Annotated in this window: 19 protein-coding genes; 17 read left to right on the top strand and 2 right to left on the bottom strand. The window is 50.2% G+C overall.

What is annotated here, in order from left to right; genetic code table 11:
• The first annotated feature begins 16 nt into the window (after positions 1–16).
• From yqeK to NDI45_RS23905, 9 genes are all read left to right on the top strand, one after another.
• Positions 17–649, top strand: coding sequence for a bis(5'-nucleosyl)-tetraphosphatase (symmetrical) YqeK (yqeK, locus tag NDI45_RS23945; protein ID WP_348249153.1), 633 nt, complete (start codon positions 17–19; stop codon positions 647–649).
• 241 nt (positions 650–890) lie between these two features.
• The gene (gene rsfS, locus NDI45_RS23940; protein WP_190794081.1) at positions 891–1,346 is read left to right on the top strand and encodes a ribosome silencing factor; all 456 of its coding nucleotides are present in this window, start codon (positions 891–893) and stop codon (positions 1,344–1,346) included.
• Positions 1,347–1,403: 57 nt separating this feature from the next.
• Positions 1,404–1,898, top strand: coding sequence for a CGLD27 family protein (locus tag NDI45_RS23935; protein WP_190794082.1), 495 nt, complete (start codon positions 1,404–1,406; stop codon positions 1,896–1,898).
• 25 nt (positions 1,899–1,923) lie between these two features.
• The gene (locus NDI45_RS23930; RefSeq protein ID WP_190794083.1) at positions 1,924–2,877 is read left to right on the top strand and encodes an asparaginase; all 954 of its coding nucleotides are present in this window, start codon (positions 1,924–1,926) and stop codon (positions 2,875–2,877) included.
• Positions 2,878–3,142: 265 nt separating this feature from the next.
• Entirely contained in the window at positions 3,143–5,227 is a 2,085-nt protein-coding gene (gene bchD / locus NDI45_RS23925; protein WP_348249162.1) for a magnesium chelatase ATPase subunit D, read from the top strand.
• A gap of 509 nt (positions 5,228–5,736) precedes the next feature.
• Complete coding sequence (locus tag NDI45_RS23920; protein ID WP_348249161.1) at positions 5,737–6,750, top strand: TIGR03885 family FMN-dependent LLM class oxidoreductase; 1,014 nt, start codon at positions 5,737–5,739, stop codon at positions 6,748–6,750.
• A 134-nt stretch (positions 6,751–6,884) separates the two neighbouring features.
• The gene (locus NDI45_RS23915) at positions 6,885–8,051 is read left to right on the top strand and encodes a hypothetical protein (protein WP_190794086.1); all 1,167 of its coding nucleotides are present in this window, start codon (positions 6,885–6,887) and stop codon (positions 8,049–8,051) included.
• 27 nt (positions 8,052–8,078) lie between these two features.
• The gene (locus NDI45_RS23910; protein WP_190794087.1) at positions 8,079–8,270 is read left to right on the top strand and encodes a hypothetical protein; all 192 of its coding nucleotides are present in this window, start codon (positions 8,079–8,081) and stop codon (positions 8,268–8,270) included.
• A 135-nt stretch (positions 8,271–8,405) separates the two neighbouring features.
• The gene (locus tag NDI45_RS23905; RefSeq protein ID WP_190794088.1) at positions 8,406–8,747 is read left to right on the top strand and encodes a cupin domain-containing protein; all 342 of its coding nucleotides are present in this window, start codon (positions 8,406–8,408) and stop codon (positions 8,745–8,747) included.
• A 135-nt stretch (positions 8,748–8,882) separates the two neighbouring features.
• On the opposite strand, the gene NDI45_RS23900 is transcribed toward NDI45_RS23905, so the two are convergent.
• Together NDI45_RS23900 and NDI45_RS23895 are read right to left on the bottom strand one after the other, a co-directional pair.
• Positions 8,883–9,371, bottom strand: a complete 489-nt coding sequence (locus NDI45_RS23900) for an MgtC/SapB family protein (protein WP_190794089.1) — start codon at positions 9,369–9,371, stop codon at positions 8,883–8,885.
• A 60-nt stretch (positions 9,372–9,431) separates the two neighbouring features.
• The gene (locus tag NDI45_RS23895) at positions 9,432–9,905 is read right to left on the bottom strand and encodes a hypothetical protein (RefSeq protein WP_348249152.1); all 474 of its coding nucleotides are present in this window, start codon (positions 9,903–9,905) and stop codon (positions 9,432–9,434) included.
• Between the two features lie 227 nt (positions 9,906–10,132).
• On the opposite strand from NDI45_RS23895, the gene NDI45_RS23890 reads away from it, so the two are divergent.
• From NDI45_RS23890 to NDI45_RS23855, 8 genes are all read left to right on the top strand, one after another.
• Positions 10,133–11,014 (top strand): YihY/virulence factor BrkB family protein, encoded by an 882-nt coding sequence (locus NDI45_RS23890; RefSeq protein WP_190794091.1) that lies wholly within the window; start codon positions 10,133–10,135, stop codon positions 11,012–11,014.
• A 130-nt stretch (positions 11,015–11,144) separates the two neighbouring features.
• Positions 11,145–11,882, top strand: coding sequence for a DUF2993 domain-containing protein (locus NDI45_RS23885; protein ID WP_348249151.1), 738 nt, complete (start codon positions 11,145–11,147; stop codon positions 11,880–11,882).
• 139 nt (positions 11,883–12,021) lie between these two features.
• On the top strand, positions 12,022–12,543 hold the full coding sequence (locus NDI45_RS23880) for a DUF2231 domain-containing protein (protein WP_190794093.1): 522 nt from the start codon (positions 12,022–12,024) through the stop codon (positions 12,541–12,543).
• 293 nt (positions 12,544–12,836) lie between these two features.
• Positions 12,837–13,373, top strand: coding sequence for a vitamin K epoxide reductase family protein (locus NDI45_RS23875; RefSeq protein ID WP_190794094.1), 537 nt, complete (start codon positions 12,837–12,839; stop codon positions 13,371–13,373).
• Positions 13,374–13,690: 317 nt separating this feature from the next.
• Entirely contained in the window at positions 13,691–14,122 is a 432-nt protein-coding gene (locus NDI45_RS23870) for a DUF4112 domain-containing protein (RefSeq protein WP_348249160.1), read from the top strand.
• Between the two features lie 954 nt (positions 14,123–15,076).
• Complete coding sequence (locus tag NDI45_RS23865; RefSeq protein WP_190794095.1) at positions 15,077–16,246, top strand: sugar ABC transporter substrate-binding protein; 1,170 nt, start codon at positions 15,077–15,079, stop codon at positions 16,244–16,246.
• Positions 16,247–16,443: 197 nt separating this feature from the next.
• Positions 16,444–17,271, top strand: coding sequence for an ATP-binding cassette domain-containing protein (locus NDI45_RS23860; RefSeq protein ID WP_190794096.1), 828 nt, complete (start codon positions 16,444–16,446; stop codon positions 17,269–17,271).
• Positions 17,272–17,334: 63 nt separating this feature from the next.
• Positions 17,335–18,582, top strand: coding sequence for an inner-membrane translocator (locus NDI45_RS23855; RefSeq protein WP_190794097.1), 1,248 nt, complete (start codon positions 17,335–17,337; stop codon positions 18,580–18,582).
• Positions 18,583–18,734 lie beyond the last annotated feature (152 nt).

Raw genomic sequence — 18,734 nt, 5'->3', positions numbered from 1 at the left:
GAAACGCTGCCCCTGCATGAAACAATCCCTATCTCTGCGTCAGCAAGTGCTGGCTTGGCTGAAAGAAAACGTGCCTAAATCCCGAATTGAGCATATTCTGCGCGTGGAGCAGATGGCGATCCACCTGGCAAGGGTTCATCGGGTTGATGTCGAAAAAGCAGCTCTATCAGGATTGATGCACGACCTGGCAAAGTATTTCAAACCTGCTCGGCTGCTGGAAATAGCTCGACGGGCAAGTTTACCGCTTGATCCGGTCGATGAAGCCAACCCTCACCTGCTGCACGCAGAGATTGGTGCGATCGTGGCAAGAGAGGAATTTGGCGTTCAGGATGCGGAAATTCTCGGTGCAATTGCAAACCATACGCTGGGCAGCCCGGGCATGAACAGTCTGAGCTGCATTGTCTATTTGGCAGACAGTCTGGAGCCGGGGCGGGGGGATACACTAGAGCTCAATCATCTGCGTCAGGTTGCTCAGCAAAATCTGGCTCAGGCGGTTTGGCTTAATTGTGATGCCTCAGTGCAATTCCTGATCCAAACGCAGCGCTTAATTCATCCCCGTGCCCTGTTGACGCGGAACTGGTTTCTCCAGCAAACAAAATCGCAGCAAAAATTTACGGAGGCCTCAAAGCCGCTGCCTGTCGGTTCTTGATTTGTTTGTGCTGCGGCTCCGGGATGAACTTCTGCTGTAGGTCTATTTTCAGCTTCGGTAAATTTCGCTAATCTGCTGACAAAGCCTTTGTTACGCACTGTTCACTTCCGTTTTGCTCACTTCGGGGTAGGTTACTCTCGGCATCTAGAAACCGCAGGTCAACCTTTCCCAATCATTCTCAGTCCAATCGAGTTAGCCCTCTTAACTTCGTTGCCAATTTATCAGGAGTATTCAATTCTGAATGACAAATTTTTCACCAATTCAGACCAACGCAAACCAATCCTCTGACTCGAATCACACTGATCCGGCTGAAGACTTTCGCCTCGGTACGCCCCAATCTCGCAGCGATAACGAAAGCCGTCAGCTTGCCATGACGATTGCAGAAGCAATGGACGATCGTAAAGGTGGCGATATTACCGTTCTCCAGGTGTCTGACGTTTCATACGTGGCAGATTATTTTGTGATCGCGACGGGCTTTTCTAACGTGCAGGTGCGTGCGATAGCTCGTGCAATCGAGGACAAAGTTGAAACTCAATGGCAGCAGCTGCCGCTGCGCGTTGAAGGCTTTGGCGAGGGAAGCTGGGTGCTGATGGACTATGGCGATGTGATTGCCCATATCTTCCTGCCGAAAGAGCGCGAGTTTTACAGCCTGGAAGCATTTTGGGGACACGCCGATCGCGTTTCCTTATCTACTTGACTAGAGATTCGTTAAAGTAAAGACACAGCCGCTTCTTATCTTGTGTCATCCTCTGCCATGCGATCTTCTCCGGTTTGTCCTGTGCCTGCGGAGCAGCAGCCCATTAATGAATACCAGGATTTGAAAGAGTCCTGGTTTTTTGGTTGGGCAACGCTTGATTTATGGGCTTATATAAAGCCCCTGATTATCCTCTGGATGCTGAGCTGGCTAGTATCGGCTCCGGTGGCGGCGGCTAGCTTTCCGATCAGCAAAGACTGGTTCCACTTTGGCTTGAGTGGGGCACTGGGGGCAATGGTGCTGCCAAGTTTGGCACTGGTGCGGCTTTATTTGGGCTGGATTTACGTCTGCAGTCGCTTGTCGCAGGCAACGGTTTTCTATGAGGAGTCTGGCTGGTACGATGGGCAGGTCTGGATGAAGCCGGAGGAGGTTCAGCAGCGCGATCAACTGATTGTGACGTATCAGATCCAGTCCATCCTGACCCGACTGAAGCGCACCTTTAGCGTAATTGCGCTACTGTTTTTAGGGGGAATTGTTCTTTGGAACATTCCATAGGGTTTTTACGAGCGGACTGAATAGCATGACAAGAGGAAAACGCACCCAGACGGCTCAGATTGAAGTGCGGCTACTGCGCGAAGGCATTGTGGAATCGGTGCATCGTGTTCAGGCAGTCGTGGCAGACCATCGCGGACGGGTGCTGTCAGCAGCGGGAAACGCAGAAACGGCATCCTTTGTGCGATCGGCTCTGAAGCCATTTCAGGCATTGGCAGTGACAACAACGGGAACGCTCGATCGATTTGGGCTGGACGATCGCGATCTGGCAATTATTTGCAGCTCTCATCAGGGCACGGTGGAGCAGGCAAGGCAGGCATTTAACATTCTGTGGCGAGCCGATATTGAGCCATCTGCGCTTCAGTGCCCGATTCCTTCGGGGAAACGCAGTGCCCTTCAACACAACTGCTCCGGGAAACACGCCGGAATGCTGGCAGTTTGCCGTCAGATGGGCTATCCGCTTGGTGGCTATACTCAGCGCAATCATCCAGTACAGCAGCTAATGCTAAGCAAAATTGCAGATTTACTGAAAATGCCGCCGGATGAGTTTATTGGAGCCCATGACGACTGTGGTGCACCAACCTACTTTATGCAGCTCAGCCAAATGGCGACGCTTTATGCTCAGCTTGCTTCTGGCGATAACCTGGACATGGAGCGAATTATTCGGGCGATGACCCATCATCCGCTGATGGTGGCAGGCGAGGGGCAGTTTGACACCGAACTCATGCGCCTGACCGAGGGAGAGCTTGTCAGCAAAGCAGGGGCAGAGGGCATTCAATGTGTGGCGCGAGTCGGCGAAGGTTTAGGGCTGGCAATCAAAGTAATGGATGGCGCGAAGCGGGCGAAATATGCAGTGGCAATTCATTTGCTGCGGCAAATGGGCTGGCTGAGCCCATCGATCGCCGAAACGCTAACCGAGAGTTTCATGGCGTTAGGCAATTTTAAGCGGCTGGAAGTGGTGGGAGAGCTTGCGCTGATTTAAAGAAGGTTTAAAAAGTGGCAGAGGTTCTAGAGTCTACATTGCCCTCTAAATCCCCCCAACTTTGAGGGACTTTGAAACGAGGGACTTTGAAACTGGGAGGAGAACTGGATTTCCTAAGGGTTGTTGTTTGGGGATGGTTTAGATTATGGCGATCGCCTCACAGTTCCCGAAGAGATAATCGCTTTGCAAACATCCTCTCAGATTCACTCCAGAATGGCAGACTTCCTTGCTATGCTGAGAAACTGGACTCGTGAACAAGGAAGACATGCCTGCAGTTGCCAATTCGCTTAGCCTCACCACTTTTCCCCTGACGGCGGTTGTTGGTCAGGAAGCCATTAAGCTTGCTTTGCTGCTGGCGGCGATCGACCCTCATTTAGGCGGTGTTGTGATTGCCGGACGCCGGGGAACCGCAAAATCGGTCATGGCGCGAGCGGTTCATGCTTTACTGCCGCCGATCGAAGTAATTGAAGGTTCCTGCTGCAACTGTGACCCAGAACGCCCGGAAGAGTGGGATGACGATACACGATCGAGATTTACCGGGGAAGGCAGCAACGGCAGCGCGGCGAAGCTAACCACAAAAATTATTCCCGCTCCGTTTGTGCAGATTCCGCTCGGTGTGACGGAGGATCGGCTGATTGGGTCGGTGGATGTGGCTCAGTCGATCAAGCGCGGTGAAACCGTGTTTCAACCCGGACTGCTGGCAGAAGGGCATCGGGGTGTGATGTATGTAGACGAGATTAATTTGCTGGACGACCAGATTGTCAATCTGCTGCTGACGAATCTGAGTGAAGGACGCAACCAGATTGAGCGGGAAGGCATTAGCTTTCAGCATCCCTGTCAGCCGCTGTTAATTGCCACTTACAACCCGGAAGAAGGTGAACTGCGGGAACATTTGCTCGATCGCATTGCGATTTCCCTGTCTGCGGATGCTGTCTTGGGCTTAGACGAGCGGGTGATGGCAGTAGATCAGGCAACGGAATTTGCCGATTCGCCGCAGGCTTTTCTGGAGCAGTATGCCGAGGAAGTCGATAACTTAAAAACGCAGATTATCCTGGCGCGAGAATGGCTGAAAGATGTGCGAATTACCAGAGAGCAAATTGCCTATTTGGTAGCGGAGGCGGTGCGCGGTGGGGTACAGGGGCATCGGGCAGAACTATTTGCCCTGCGCGTTGCGAAAGCTCATGCTGCCCTTGACGGACGCACCGATGTAAACGCCGAAGATCTGCGAAAAGCGGTCGAACTGGTCATTGTGCCCCGCGCCACGATCGTTCAAACACCCCCCGAAGAACAGCAGCAAGCTCCGCCACCCCCGCCACCGCCTGCACCGCCTGAAGACCAGTCAGACCAGGAGCAGGATGAAGACGAAGAAGAGGAAACCGAAGAAGACAACGAGCCGGAGCAAGAGCCGCCCAGCGTCCCGGAGGAGTTTGTGTTTGACCCGGAAGGCGTGATTCTGGATGACTCGGTGCTGTACTTCGCCCAAATGGCGCAGCGACGCGGTAAATCTGGATCGCGCAGCATTATTTTCTCGGACGATCGCGGACGCTATATTAAGCCAATTCTGCCCAGAGGACAGGTACGCCGGATTGCGGTGGATGCCACGCTGCGATCGGCGGCTCCTTACCAAAAGGCAAGACGACAGCGATTTGAGCAAAGCCGTAATTCTGGCAGTGGAGCAGCTCATTCCAGCCGCAAGCGAGTTTTCGTGGAACAGGGCGACGTGCGGGCCAAACGACTGGCGCGGAAAGCGGGTGCGCTCATTGTGTTCGTGGTGGATGCCTCCGGCTCGATGGCACTGAACCGGATGAACTCTGCAAAAGGAGCCGTGATGCGCCTGCTGACCGAGGCATACCAAAACCGCGATCAGGTCGCGCTGATTCCCTTCCGGGGCGAACAGGCAGAAGTGCTGCTGCCTCCGACGCGATCGATCACCTCTGCAAAGCGGCGATTAGAGAAAATGCCCTGCGGCGGTGGATCTCCTCTGGCTCACGGGCTGACTCAGGCAGTGCGGGTCGGTATGAACGCGAGGCAGTCTGGCGATATTGGTCAGGTGGTGCTAGTGGCAATTACCGACGGTCGCGGCAATATTCCCTTAGCTCGATCGCTGGGTGAACCAATCGAAGAGGGTGAAAAGCCAGACATTAAAGCCGAACTGTTGGGGATTGCGGGTAAGATTCGCGCTCTAGGCATTCAGCTTTTGGTGATTGATACCGAGAACAAATTTGTCTCCACTGGATTTGCGAAAGAGCTGGCGAAGCAGGCAGGCGGCAAGTATTATCATTTGCCCAAAGCGACTGATCAGGCGATCGCGGCCATGACACAGGGTGCACTGAAAGAGTTAACGCGGTAAAAGAAACAGCCATTGTCTCTTACCCTCCAATATGGCTCACACTCCAATTAAAGTGAAAGTGAAGTGAAAGGAGCAATCGGGGGCGTTGCTGAATAAGCGTATGATACGCCCCCCTAGCCCCTTAACTTTGTGGGGAACCAGAATTCAAAGTCCCCCAGCATTGGGGGATTTAGAGAGCGATGCAGAAGCTAAATTTGCACCGTCCATATCCCGATTCAGCAACGCCCAATCGGGAACAGCAAAACTGAAACAATAAATGTAAGCGACACAACAGCCAATTGCGAGTGTAGTTCCCGCCAGGGTACGCTTGTAAAGCCTCTTTAGCCTGCCTCTTTCTCTCGGCAATCAGAGGAAATCGAAATTTCTGATCAGGAGTGCAGGCTTCTTTTTTTACTTTTACCTACCTGGAGAGAGGAAGAAAAGCGATCGACTTGGGACAGTGTGGATAGGCAGTTGGGCGAATGAGTGCCCAAAGCTTTGCAAGAAGTCACCTGCAATCTACACCAGCTATGGTCAAAATTGGCTATCACGCGTCTCACGAGCAGTTTAAGCCCAGCGATCTCTTGCGCTTTGTGCAGATGGCAGAGCAGGCGGGCTTTCAGCTGGCTTTGTCGTCGGATCATTTCACACCCTGGAGCGAACGTCAGGCACAGAGTGGATTTGCCTGGTCGTGGCTAGGGGCGGCAATGCAGGCAACGCCCAAGCTTGCTTATCGGGTTGTAAATGCGCCCGGACAGCGATATCATCCGGCGATCATTGCTCAGGCTGCCGCGACGCTGGCGGAAATGTTTCCAGAGCGGTTCTGGATTACCGTGGGCAGCGGTCAGCGTATGAATGAGTACATTACCGGGGATAAGTGGATTCCAAAGGACGATCGCAATACGCGTCTGAAGGAATGCGTAGATATTATGCGGGCACTCTGGCGCGGCGAAAGGGTGACTCATTGCGGCTTTGTTACCGTAGAGGAAGCGAAGCTCTATTCTCGTCCCGAAATTGCGCCAAAAGTCATCGGGGCAGCTATCACACCCAAAACTGCGGCATGGCTTGCAGGCTGGGCAGACGGATTAATCACAATTTCCCAGCCAAAGGAAAAATTGCAGCAGGTGATTGAAGCGTTTCGCAGCAATGGCGGGGAAGGAAAACCGATGCTGCTGAAAGTGCAGTTGTCTTATGCCAGAGACGAGCAAACAGCACGCAATCAGGCGCATGACCAGTGGCGCAATAATATCTTTGACAGCAAAGTGCTGACCGAGCTAAAAACGCCCGATCAATTTGATGCAATGGGTGAACTTGTGCAACCTGATGAGCTTGATCCGTTTGTGCGAATTTCAGCCGACCTTCAGCAGCAGATTGACTGGCTACAACAAGATGCCGAGCTAGGATTTGACGAACTCTTGCTGCATAACGTGAATCTTCAGCAGGAGGAATTTATCGAGGATTTTGGCAGGGTAGTGATTCCGGCTTTAACCCAGGTGATATCTCCTGGTGAAATCAGCGATCGTCCTTTTACATTCATTCGCTAACCGCAGCGTGAATTGCAGCAGGAATTGATTTTTAGCAAGTTCCCAGCGAGTTTTCAGCAAGTTCTCAATCATTTCTCAGCAAGTTTTCATTTGACCTGGATGAATTGAGTCAGAAAAGGAACAGGAATTAGACTATGAGTTTACTTTCAATCGATGAATTAAAAAATCTGGTTGAACAAGCAGAGCAGCCTTGCGTATCACTGTACATACCAACGGTAAGAGCGGGCTCTGAAACCATGCAGAACGGAATTCGCTTCAAAAACCTGGTGAGACAGGCGGAAGCCCAGCTTGAAAACTACGAGATGCGCTCTACCGAGATCGAGGAATTCTTGCAGCCGATGCGGGATCTCGACATTGAAGAATTCTGGCAAAACCAGAACGAAGGCTTAGCCATTTTCCTTGCTCCCGGGTTTTTGCGCTACTACAAAGTGCCGATCGCGCTGAATGAATTAGTCGTCGTGAGCGAGCGCTTTCACCTGAAGCCGATCATGCCCCTGCTGACCGGAGACGGAAAGTTTTTCCTGCTGACGCTGAGTGAGAAGGAGATTCATTTCTTTGAAGGAACGCGCTACAGCATTCGTGAAATTCAGCTTGAAGATCTGCCCACGAGCCTGGACGAAGCCCTACAATACGACCCCACCGCCAAAACAGGGCAGTTCCGCATCAGCACCTCAAAGGGTGGCACGTCAAGCCCAATGCCCCAAGCAGGCAGCTTTCACGGGCAGGGCAGCCCCGACCAGGACGAGCCGCAAATGGAACTTGGACAGTTCTTCCATGCCGTTGATGCTGGGCTGCACAAGTATTTGGTCGGACAGCGTGCGCCGCTCGTGCTGGCTGGAGTCGAGCGCCTGCGGCCCAGCTATCGGGAAGCCAATACCTACGCAAACTTAGTAGAGACTGAGATTATTCCGATCAAAGACGGAGTTGTGAATCCTGAAGACCTGCACCAGAAAGCCTGGGCAATGGTAGAACCCTTCTACATGCAGCAGAAACAGGCGGCGATCGATCACTACCACGAACTTACCAGCACCGGAAAAACCTCGACTCAGCTTGAAGAAGCCGTTTCAGCCGCCTATTACGGACGGGTTGATCAGCTTTTTGTAGCCGTGGGTGTGCAGACCTGGGGCAAATTTGACCCGCAAAACGACGAGATGCAAATTCACCCTGAGCGGCAGCCCGGAGACGAAGATTTGCTCAATGCCGCAGCCGTGCAAACGATTTTAAATGGCGGTATGGTTTACGCGCTGCCTCCTAACGATGTGCCCGATGCTGCCCCAGTTGCGGCGATCTTTCGATATTAACCATTTAATCTGGCTGAGGAGGTCAATATGACAAAGGAGCAAGGTAAATCGCAATCAGAAACGCAACCGAGTTTACAGGGACAGCAAAGCGCCGACGCAGACTATCAGCCCGAACAAGGGTCGCCTGAAGACGTGCTGGGAGATGCTGCACTGCGATCGAGTTCGCCCCTAAACAATCGAGTGAATGAAAAGTCTGAGGAAGCGTTAGAAGAAGCTTAATCTTCATTTTGGAAACTTTTTGGTCAGAGCAGTTTGCGAACTGTCTCGATTGAAGAAGTTCATTTACAGCCCAATTCTTTGGCACGGGCAATCGTTACACCAGAGATCCAACAAAAAACATTCAGGAGTAAATCAATGGTTGATACTACAGTGAAAAAAGTCGATGCAGAATTTTCACCAAAAGGTGAAATGGGACAGAAGTATCTGGCTTCTGGCAAAAAAATATCGATGCGTCTCTGGGAGAATGAGCAACCCGGAGAAGGCGATACCCGCGAATATAGCCGTGAGTATGAGACTGTGGGCTATGTCATCGCAGGTCGGGCAGAACTGCACCTCGAAGGGCAAATGGTGATTCTGGAAGCGGGCAATTCTTGGGTTGTGCCTCAGGGAGCAATGCACTGCTACAAGATTCTGGAGCCTTTTACGGCGGTAGAAGCAACCTGTCCTCCAGCGCAGGTTCACGGGCGAGACGAGTAAGGACAAAAGGAAATTTTCGTTTCCTGGATTAGATCCATTAATCTCGTAGGGGCAGTTCGAATGCTGGAGAAGCCAGGCTACTTCATCTGAATTGCCCCTTGCCCCCCATGGTGGGAGAACTTGCTCAGGCATTCCTCAGGGATCAATATGCGGCTCAATGCGCTTGACAATATCCAGGATAAACCAGGTCAGAACTGCCCCGACTAGCCCCATCTGCCAGAGTCCAAAAGCTGCGGCGAGTCCTAGCCCCGAACAGACCCAGATGGCAGCGGCACTAGTGAGACCCTGAGCGCGAACCTCATCTTTTGAACCGTTTCTGCCACCGTGATGCAGAATTGTGCCGCCGCCAATAAAGCCAACCCCGGTGATAATGCCCTGAAGCAAGCGGCTAACAGCTTCGATGCTTTCTTGAGCCACCCCCGCCTGAATCGGAACCAGCACCAGGAACGCTGTGCCCAGAGACACCAGCATATAAGTGCGAAGTCCAGCAGATTTGTGACGAATTTGTCGCTCTATCCCGACGATCGCCCCTAAAATCAGCGCAATCGCCAAGCGAAACAGCAGTTCAAGGAAGCTTAATGGTGGATAGGGCAACAATGAACTTGTTGCAGCAATTTCTTGCATTGCAAACCTCAAATTCCTACAGGGAAACACATTAGCAGGAACTGGATTGCTACGGTATTGCTACTGTCCAATACGGTGCTTGCTTTGAGGCTTTGGTTCTTCTGTAAGGGGTTTCTGGCAGAAATCAGTGCAATCAACCGCTCGATCGGTGAGGGCATCGCCTGGGCGCACTGCACATTTCAGGTAGAAATTGCTGGAGAAAAAGCGACAGTTTTTACAAGGAACCCGCTGATCCTGTTTTGCAGTGTTGGCGTTGGAGCGAAGCAATTTCCAGGTTTCAGAAGCCGTGCAAAGCAGCAGCAACCAGACAATCGCTCCCCAGAGCGGCAATAGCCAGACTAGATTTGACCCAAAGGAGTCGGTTGGCTTGACCGCAGGATGGCTTACCGATTCTTTCTGCTCTGTAATTTGCTGAATCTTGGTCTTTGATGCAGGCTCATCCGAACGAAGCGCGACGAAGTGAACCTGGGTAGAATCTGTGGATGCCTGATCTAGATCAAAGTTGAAATAAGAATTGCTTTCACCAGAAAACATAAATTCATTTTCATATAACTCAAGGCGGATATTCGTACCCTAACAGGATTAAAAGTTGCGATCGTCCGTCCGAGGGAGTAGGCTTCGCTTCAGAATTAGCAGTGACTCCTGAACAAGTTACTTATTCGGAATGATGCTTAAGCTCTCCGATGAAGGAGGCGAAATCAGCAAAGGTATTGCTTAATAAGGATTAACATTTAACGATACAAGCATAAACGCTGCTGCTTATGAAGCTAAAGACAGTTGGGAGAATACTCAAAGAGACGGCATTGGGATGGCAGAAAGATAAAGTTGCGGTTCTAGCGGCGGCACTGGCGTACTATACAACGTTTTCGCTTGCGCCTTTGCTGGTGCTAGTAATTGCGATCGCAGGAGCCGTGTTTGGGCAGGAAGCAGTACGCGGAGAAATTGTTGGACAGATTCAGGGCTTAGTTGGGCAGCAGGGTGCAGAAGCGATTCAGGCAATGCTGCAAAACGCCTATCGAGCCGGATCGGGCGGAGTATTTGCGACGATCGCCAGCCTTGTCACGCTGTTGCTAGGAGCATCTGGCGTATTCGGTCAGCTTCAGGAAGCCTTGAATACGATCTGGCATGTCGAGCCACGTCCAGGAGCTGGAATAAAGGATTTTATTCACGATCGGTTTCTCTCATTTGCGATGATTCTGGTGATTGGATTCCTGCTGCTCGTGTCGCTGGTACTAAGCGCAGTTTTGGCAGGAATTAGCGCCTACATCAGTCACTTTTTCCCAACTTTATCGTTCCTGGGGCGCGTGGTTAACTTCCTGCTCTCATTTGGCGTCATTACGGTTCTTTTTGCTTTAATTTACAAAGTTCTTCCGGATGTCAAAGTTCCGTCGCGGGCGCTATGGGTTGGTTCGATTGTGACTGCGCTTTTATTTAACCTAGGTAAGTTTCTGCTAGGTTCCTATTTAGGCAGCAGCAGCATTACATCTTCCTATGGAGCAGCTGCTTCGTTGGCGATCGTTCTCATTTGGATCTTTTATTCTGTGCAAATTTTATTAATTGGTGCAGAGTTTATCAAGGCCTATAGTAATGCTCGCGGAATGCGGGTTCGTCCGACAAAGAATGCAGTTTTAGTTGAACGGTAAGTCTTTCTCAGGGCAGGGATCAAATCGAGCGGGGTTCTACTGCTATGTAGATTTACTCATGCTTTGATTCCCAATAAATTAGCTACAGCAAGTCAAGCAAAAAATTGCATTCGAACGAAAGGAAAATAATATGATTGGTGAACCGGATTTGGGCGAACAGGCTCTTAGTAAAGTCGCAGAAATGGGAATTACGAGTCAGCTTGATGAAGTTGAAAACCTGGATGTGCAGATTCGGACGAATCCGTTTCAGCTGATGCAGGGCAAGGTAGATTCTGTCACGGTTGCCGGAGAAGGGGCAGTGATGAATCAAGACTTGAGGATGGAATCGTTTGAGGTCAGAACTGGATCGATCGCCATCAATCCCGGCAGTGCTTTGTTTGGCAAGATCGAGCTGACGCAGCCCGCTGATGCCAATGCAAGATTTGTGCTGCACGAGGATGATCTGAATCGGGCATTTAGTTCAGATTTTCTGCGAGAAAAGCTACAGAATGTGACCGTTCAGGTTAATGGTCAGCCCGTTTTAGTTGATATCACAAACGCGAAAATTGACTTGCTGGATGCCCAAAAGCTAGAGCTGGAAGCAGATGTTTTGCTGAAGGAAACCAACGAAACTCATCACTTCAAAGCAAACGCAACTCCCAAAGTGCAGGAGCAGGGACAGCGCATTGGCCTGGATATTCTATCGACTGAAGCAGAAGGACTTAGCCCAGAAATCATGGATGCTCTCTGTAATACCATGATGGAGTTTCTCGATCTGCGAAACTTCAATCTCCAGGGAATGTCGCTGACGCTGCAACGGCTTGATATGGATTCCGATCGGCTTACCCTCAACACCACGACAATAATCGAGGAGTTTCCTTCTGCCTGATGGCAAACTCGCGCCGGGCTGTCCTGCGGCAAACTATATCCTCGGAAAGACGTTTATATTTCTCTAGCCGCCTAGATTAATAGCAAAACATCATCCTGCCGCTTGCTGGCATCTGGACGCTACCTGCAAGGAAACATCTATGACCCAAACTCCTGATATTCCCCCTGTAATCGAAAGTCATGAAAGCGAATATCGCGATAGTGGCATTGTCAGCACTGTTGCAATTGCAGGGCATCCGCTTCACCCGCTTCTGGTGACTTTTCCGATCGGACTTCTGTCTGCCGCATTTGCAACCGATGTGGGCTTTTTGCTTACCGGAGATGAATTCTGGGCAAGGGCTTCAATCTGGTTAATTGGAGCAGGCTTTATTAGCGGTATTGTGGCTGCTGTAACCGGAATGTCTGACTTTTTGCGAATTAACCGAGTTCGTAAACGTCGGGCAGGCTGGATTCACATGATTGGCAATATTGTCTTGCTGTCATTAACACTGGTGAACTGGCTGATCCGGCTGGGCGGCAACTATGCAAATGTGATTGTGCCGATCGGACTTTTGATTTCGACGATTGTGGCAGGCGCGATAGCAATAACTGGTTGGTATGGCGCAGAGCTAATTTATCGTCATAAAGTTGCTGTTATCGGATACAACAGTCGCAACGAATAAGGGATTTGCTTTCTTCAGCTTTCTTTTTCGCTGTGCATCAACGACCCTCGTTCAAAGTTTTATGAGCGGGGGTTTTTTATATAAATTGTGAATGAATTGTGATTCTCGTTTGCGTTTCATTCTTATTCAGCATTCTCGTTCACGGTTCTCGTTCATTCCTTTCGTTCATTCCTCTCGCTTAACATTCTCATTCAATTGAGAGAGGGCATCAGGACTGCAACTTTTTAGCTTAGAAGGAAGCATGGATTTCAAAAAACTTCATCTTTTTACCCTTTGCAGACCTAGCGAACGACATGAATATTACTGAACTTAGCCCGACTCAACTGAGCGAAGAAATGCGGACGAGTGACCATCCTGATATGGTGCGACGACGTTGGATTATCGGTTTGTCGATGATCGGATCAACGATGGCGCAAATCGTCTCGATGTATCAGACCGGAATTTTGAAAGGACTGCCCGATCCACCTCTGCCAGGATTTGATTCCGATCGCGTTGATGCGTCTGAGTATGCCTACAGTCGGCTCCAAACCGCTGATGGCTTTATGATGCTGGCAAACTACGCCATTACAGGCTGGCTGGCGGGTGCAGGCGGCGCGAATCGGGCACAGCAAAATCCCCTTTTACCGATCGCTATGTCTGCTAAAACGATGATTGACACAGTGGCTTCCCTGGAACTCGCCCGCGAAGAATGGAGCGAAAACAAAGCATTCTGCGCCTATTGCCAGGTAGCAACACTTTGCTCTGCGGCTTCGGTAGTGCTGTCGCTTCCTGAAGCAATGACCGCAGTGCAGGTGTTACTCGATCGCAATCAATCGAAAACTTCTTCATAGTCTTCATAGGCAGGTTAATCAAGCCGACTGAGAAGAGATTTCAGCAGTTTTAGAAATTCTACATCGCTCCCTAACTTCCCCAATCATGCCCCCAACTATGTCCCCAATTATGAGGAACTTGGAATGTGACTGTGATTCGCTCAGTTTCTCCAGAATTGGGGGCTAAGGGGCGGTTCAAGCATTACTCCTACAACAATCCGATCTTTGAATCAACAGCTTTTATCTTCAGACAGACGACATTTCTGGTGCAGAGCTTCATGATTAAATAATTCATTGAACAATTTAATTGATCAATTAAAAGAATGAACAAGATAGAAATGAACACGGCTGAACGTCTTGCTACGCTCAATCGCATTCGTAAATTTAGCCGCTTAATGGACACTGCGTTTCGGATTCCGGGTACTCCATTTCGAGTCGGCTGGGACCCGATCATTGGCTTAATTCCGGGATTAGGAGATGCGGTCGATACCGGAATTTCTGCCTACATTATTTTGATGGCGGCTCGCTTCGGTTTACCACGATCGGTCTTAGGCTGGATGATTTTTAACGTAGGGTTAGAAGCAATTTTAGGTTCAGTTCCTTTGATTGGCGATTTGTTTGATGCTTTTTATAAATCCAACATTCGTAACCTGACACTGCTAGAACTGCATCTGCAAACGGCTGAGCCCGAATTGAGTGAACAGGACACGCTTAACCTTGCCAGTGTTACTGCACCGGACAAAGTTACAGCAGATTCTGTAGCGTTGTAATTCACCCGATCGATGGCCCCTACAGGTGGATGATTTTATCCTGATCTTCAATGCAATTTCCGCCAGGGTCAAAGCGACAATAGCAAGATTGAGAACCTTGAAGCGAGCGAGGTTCTCTTTAGGATTGGAGTGCAAGGCAGGGCAGTTTGGGTAATTACTATCACTTCTCAAACAGGCGCTTCAAAGCTTTAAGACATTATTAAAAAATTACTCGAAATCCGCCATCCGGTGGATGTTATTTTGTTGCTTAAACTACAAAACAGAAAAACAACTTTCATTCTGCTATCCGTTTTACTTTTTCTTGAAACTTGCATTACATTTTATTGCATTTATGAACAGTTCATTTTTGAACTTGTAAAAATAAATAGGATAACCCAGCGTTAATCTGATTAAAACGACTGGTGAGTCTAATGATTTATCTAATAAAGGAGGAGAAGTAAAAGGAGAAAAACGAAATAATTCTTTCACAAACTAAGAGCCGTTGAAGGATCAGTTCTCCTAAATTCAATCGCTGCTGAACTTTGGGAGAAAGCCTGAGTCTCGCTGATGCCTAAACAGGTTATGAAGCGATCGAAAGCGCAGAATTTAACAAGATTAGAACTAAGCTATTACAAAAGGCTTTTGGCTGACCTACAAGGGATGGCTATCCACAAAGCCATCTTAGATACTGATTAAAACGCGCAGTGTAATTCTACGTTTAAGAAGCGTTGCTTCGACTGAGCACCTTCAGCTTTTAGCATCACTTCATCTTGTTTAAATCCAAAAGCCTGAGCTGGCAATTTGTGGAAAAACAGTGCGGAAAGCGCTTATACAACGCAGTGAATTTGCGATCGAGTCGATGTTTGCCGTGACTAAGCCTTAATCATTAGGCTAGCTTGTCGCTTTTGAGACATCTGCACTGTTAATCCTGTCAATCTTTCATTTATTACTATCGACACTGAGGGATTTTAGACCATGTTTCAGTTGACGAAAGCAATGCGCCGCTGGTTGCCGATCGCGGGGATACTCGTGCTAGCAGCCTGTAGCGGTAACAATCCCAACGCAGGCAACTCAGCATCAAATACCGAAGCGGCGGGTGGAGCCAATACAGCGAATACGGAGTTTGCTGCTGCAAAGGGCTGTAAGAACGTCGGAGTTTTGCTGCCAGAATCTGATTCTTCCGCCCGTTACGAAGCATACGATCGTCCCCTGCTAGAGCGAGAAATTAAGGCAGCCATTCCGGACGTAACGATTCAGTATGCCAACGCGAACAACAACGCAACCACGCAGCAAAACCAGGCAGAAGCAGCTCTGACGAAAGGAGCCTGTATTCTTGTAGTTGACCCCAACGACAGCGACCAGGCATCGGTGATCGTGCAGCAGGCAAAAGCAAGCGGTGTTCCGGTAATTGCCTACGATCGTCTGATTCAAGACCCGGATACTGCCTTCTACGTTTCGTTTGATAACGAGCGTGTTGGCGAACTTCAAGGACAGTACATTGTCGATCAGTACAAAGCAGGCAATTTGAATCTGCAAAAGGGAGCCACGCTGGTGATGATCAACGGTTCCCAAACCGACAACAACGCGCTGCTGTTCCGCAAAGGCGCACTCAAGGCATTGCAACCTCTGATCGATAGCGGCGACCTGAACCTGGTGTTTGACCAATACACGCCTAACTGGGACAACGCCAGAGCGCAATCGCTCATGGAAGGTGTGCTGACCAAGGAAGGCAATGACGTGGATATCGCTTACGTTGCTAATGACGGCATGGCGAACACCGTAATTGCTGCGCTGCGTACCCAAAAGTTAAACGGCAAAGTGCTAGTTACCGGGCAGGATGCCACCGCAACGGGAATTCAAAACATTCTCACGGGCGACCAGACGATGACAATTTATAAGCCAATTGCTCAAGAGGCAAAAGCGACCGCAAGACTGGTTGCAGCTTTGAGTAATGGCGAAGATGTGAGTTCGCAGGTCAACGGCCAAACTGAAATAAAGGGCGGCGGACAAATTCCTTCGGTGCTGGAAACGCCGATCGCTGTAGACAAGAACAACGTCGAGTCTACGGTGGTTAAAGATGGCTACTTGACTAAGGAGCAAATTTGTAGCGGTCTGTCTGAGGACAACACGGGCTTCTGTAACTAAGCCTGTACTAAGAAGGAGTTCCAGATGGTTTTGGGTGTGTGACAGAGTGCCTGAGATTTCCCGGAATCCCCCTTTTGAAGAGGAATGGTGAACGATCGAATTCTCTCTTTGAAGGGGGCTAGGGGATCTTCTAGAGCCTTATCACCCTCACCCGACCGCTCAATTCTCTCTCTCACTCATCTCTTTAAGAAAAACTCATGACAGACACTTCTTTTTCGGTGCGACCTAACGTTCAGCCGACCAACGGCATTCCTCGGCTCCAGCTTAGAAATATCAGCAAATCCTTCGGCGGGGTGCAGGCTCTCAAGCACGTCGATTTTGAAGTTTTTGATGGAGAAGTCGTCGGACTGGTGGGCGACAACGGAGCCGGAAAATCAACGCTGATTAAAACCATGTCAGGGGCATACATTCCTGACGAGGGCGAAGTTCTGATTGATAACCAGCCTGTAACGATTCAGGGTCCGCAGGATGCAACGCGACTGGGCATTGAAACGGTTTATCAAGACCTAGCACTCTGCGACAACCTGGATGTGGTGGCAAACCTGTGGCTGGGTCGCGAGGCACATCGAACGCTGATTCCGGGTGTGCTGAAAGTGCTGGACGAGGCAGAAATGGAGCGCAGGACGATCGATGTCTTGCGAACGCTAGATGTGAAAATTCCTTCGGTGCGATCGACTGTAGCAGGGCTATCGGGTGGACAGCGGCAATGTGTGGCAGTTGCAAAAACCATTTTGCGTCAGCCCAAAGTTGTGTTGCTGGACGAACCAACGGCTGCGCTCGGTGTAGCGCAAACTCGACAGGTGTTGAACATGATCCATCGGCTGAAGCAGCAAGGTCAGGCGGTTGTCGTGATTTCCCACAACCTGCACGATGTGTTTGAAGTCACCGATCGCATTGTCGTGATGCGGTTAGGACAGCGGGTGCGAACGTTTGAAACCCAAAATGTGAATCGGGAAGCGGTCGTTGCGGCAATTACCGGAGCAGATGCGGCAGCCGTCACCGAAACCGATGTTACTGGAGTCTAGACTCAGCTTCGCTCACGGAATTCACAGGCATTATGACTCTCCACAAACATTCATAAATTAATTATGACAAGCTTAGATCCCAATCCTCAAAAGGGTGGTCAGAATCAGTCTCTGGTTCGTCAACCGGGTGCAGCGCCAGCCTCTTCGCAGCGTGCCCGGTTCAATTTGCGATCGTTGATGCAGGGCGATCTGGGTTTCATTCCTGTCATTATCACCCTGGCACTCATCACTATTTACTTCCAGGTTGCTACAAGCGGGGTTTTCTTTCAGGCAAGAAACCTGTCAAATTTAACGCAGCAAATTGTTGCCATTAGCATTCTCAGCGTTGCTGCCGTGCTGGTGCTGCTGCTGGGCGAAATTGACTTGAGTTTAGCCTCAGTTGCCCAAGCCTGTGCTGCAATTATGGCAACGGTTTCAGTGTATCAAAACTGGAATCCCTGGGCGGCGATTCTGGTGGCGTTGTTAGCAGGCGCGATCATTGGACTCATTAACGGATTTTTTGTCGCGGTATTGCGTGTTCCGTCGTTTATCGTCACCCTGGCTGGATCGATCGGCTACGCCGGACTGCTACTGGTAGTGATGGGACCACAAACAACGCTGGTGGTGCGTGATCCAGTGATTCGTTCTCTGGCTCCTACCTATCTGCCGCCTGCTCTTAGCTGGGGATTGCCACTGCTCGGTTTGGCACTTTATGCAGCAGGCCTGTGGTACAACCAGAAGCAACGCAAATCTGCCGGACTTCCGGTGCAGCATTTAACTCAAACAGTGCTTCAGCTTGTGGCGGCAACCGCAGTTGTTCTGATTGTGGTGTTCCTGTTCCAGGCTTATCAGGGTGTGCCTCAGGCGGTGATGATTGCCCTCGCTCTGGTAGTCATTGCCTGGCTAATTCTGAAGAAGACTCCCTTTGGTCGCCATTTGTACGCAGTCGGCGGTAACGCAGAAGCGGCTCGTCGCGCAGGCATTAACGTAGTGCGGATGAAAATGACGGTGTTTGTGCTGGCTTCGACGCTAGCAGCCTTTGCCGGAGTAATGATGACTTCGCGCAGTACCGCTGTTGCCACGCAAATCAGCTCGACTCTCCTGCTGAATGCGATCGCCGCAGCCGTGATCGGTGGTGTCAGCCTTTTTGGTGGACGAGGTTCGGTTTGGGCAGTGATTTTGGGCGCGCTGGTGATTGGCAGTCTGGATAACGGTCTGGACTTGCTGAACCAGGAACAGGGCGTGAAAAACATTGTGCAGGGCGCAGTGCTGGTGCTGGCGGTAACGGCAGATGCGATCGTGCGTCGAGCTGGATTTGCCCGAGGGAAATGACCGGCTTAACCAATCAAAGGTGAATGATCACGGGGACATGGCTTGCTGTGTCCCTTTTCTGTCAACTGGGCGGACTGAGAATATGATTGGAGCGAGTGGGCATTATCCTATAGAATAAGCCCGATTTATCTTTTCCAGAGAATTCATGGACT

Source organism: Leptolyngbya sp. GB1-A1 (assembly GCF_039962475.1).
Taxonomy (GTDB): domain Bacteria; phylum Cyanobacteriota; class Cyanobacteriia; order Elainellales; family Elainellaceae; genus Leptolyngbya_A.
This window is presented reverse-complemented; position numbering and strand designations above follow the sequence as displayed.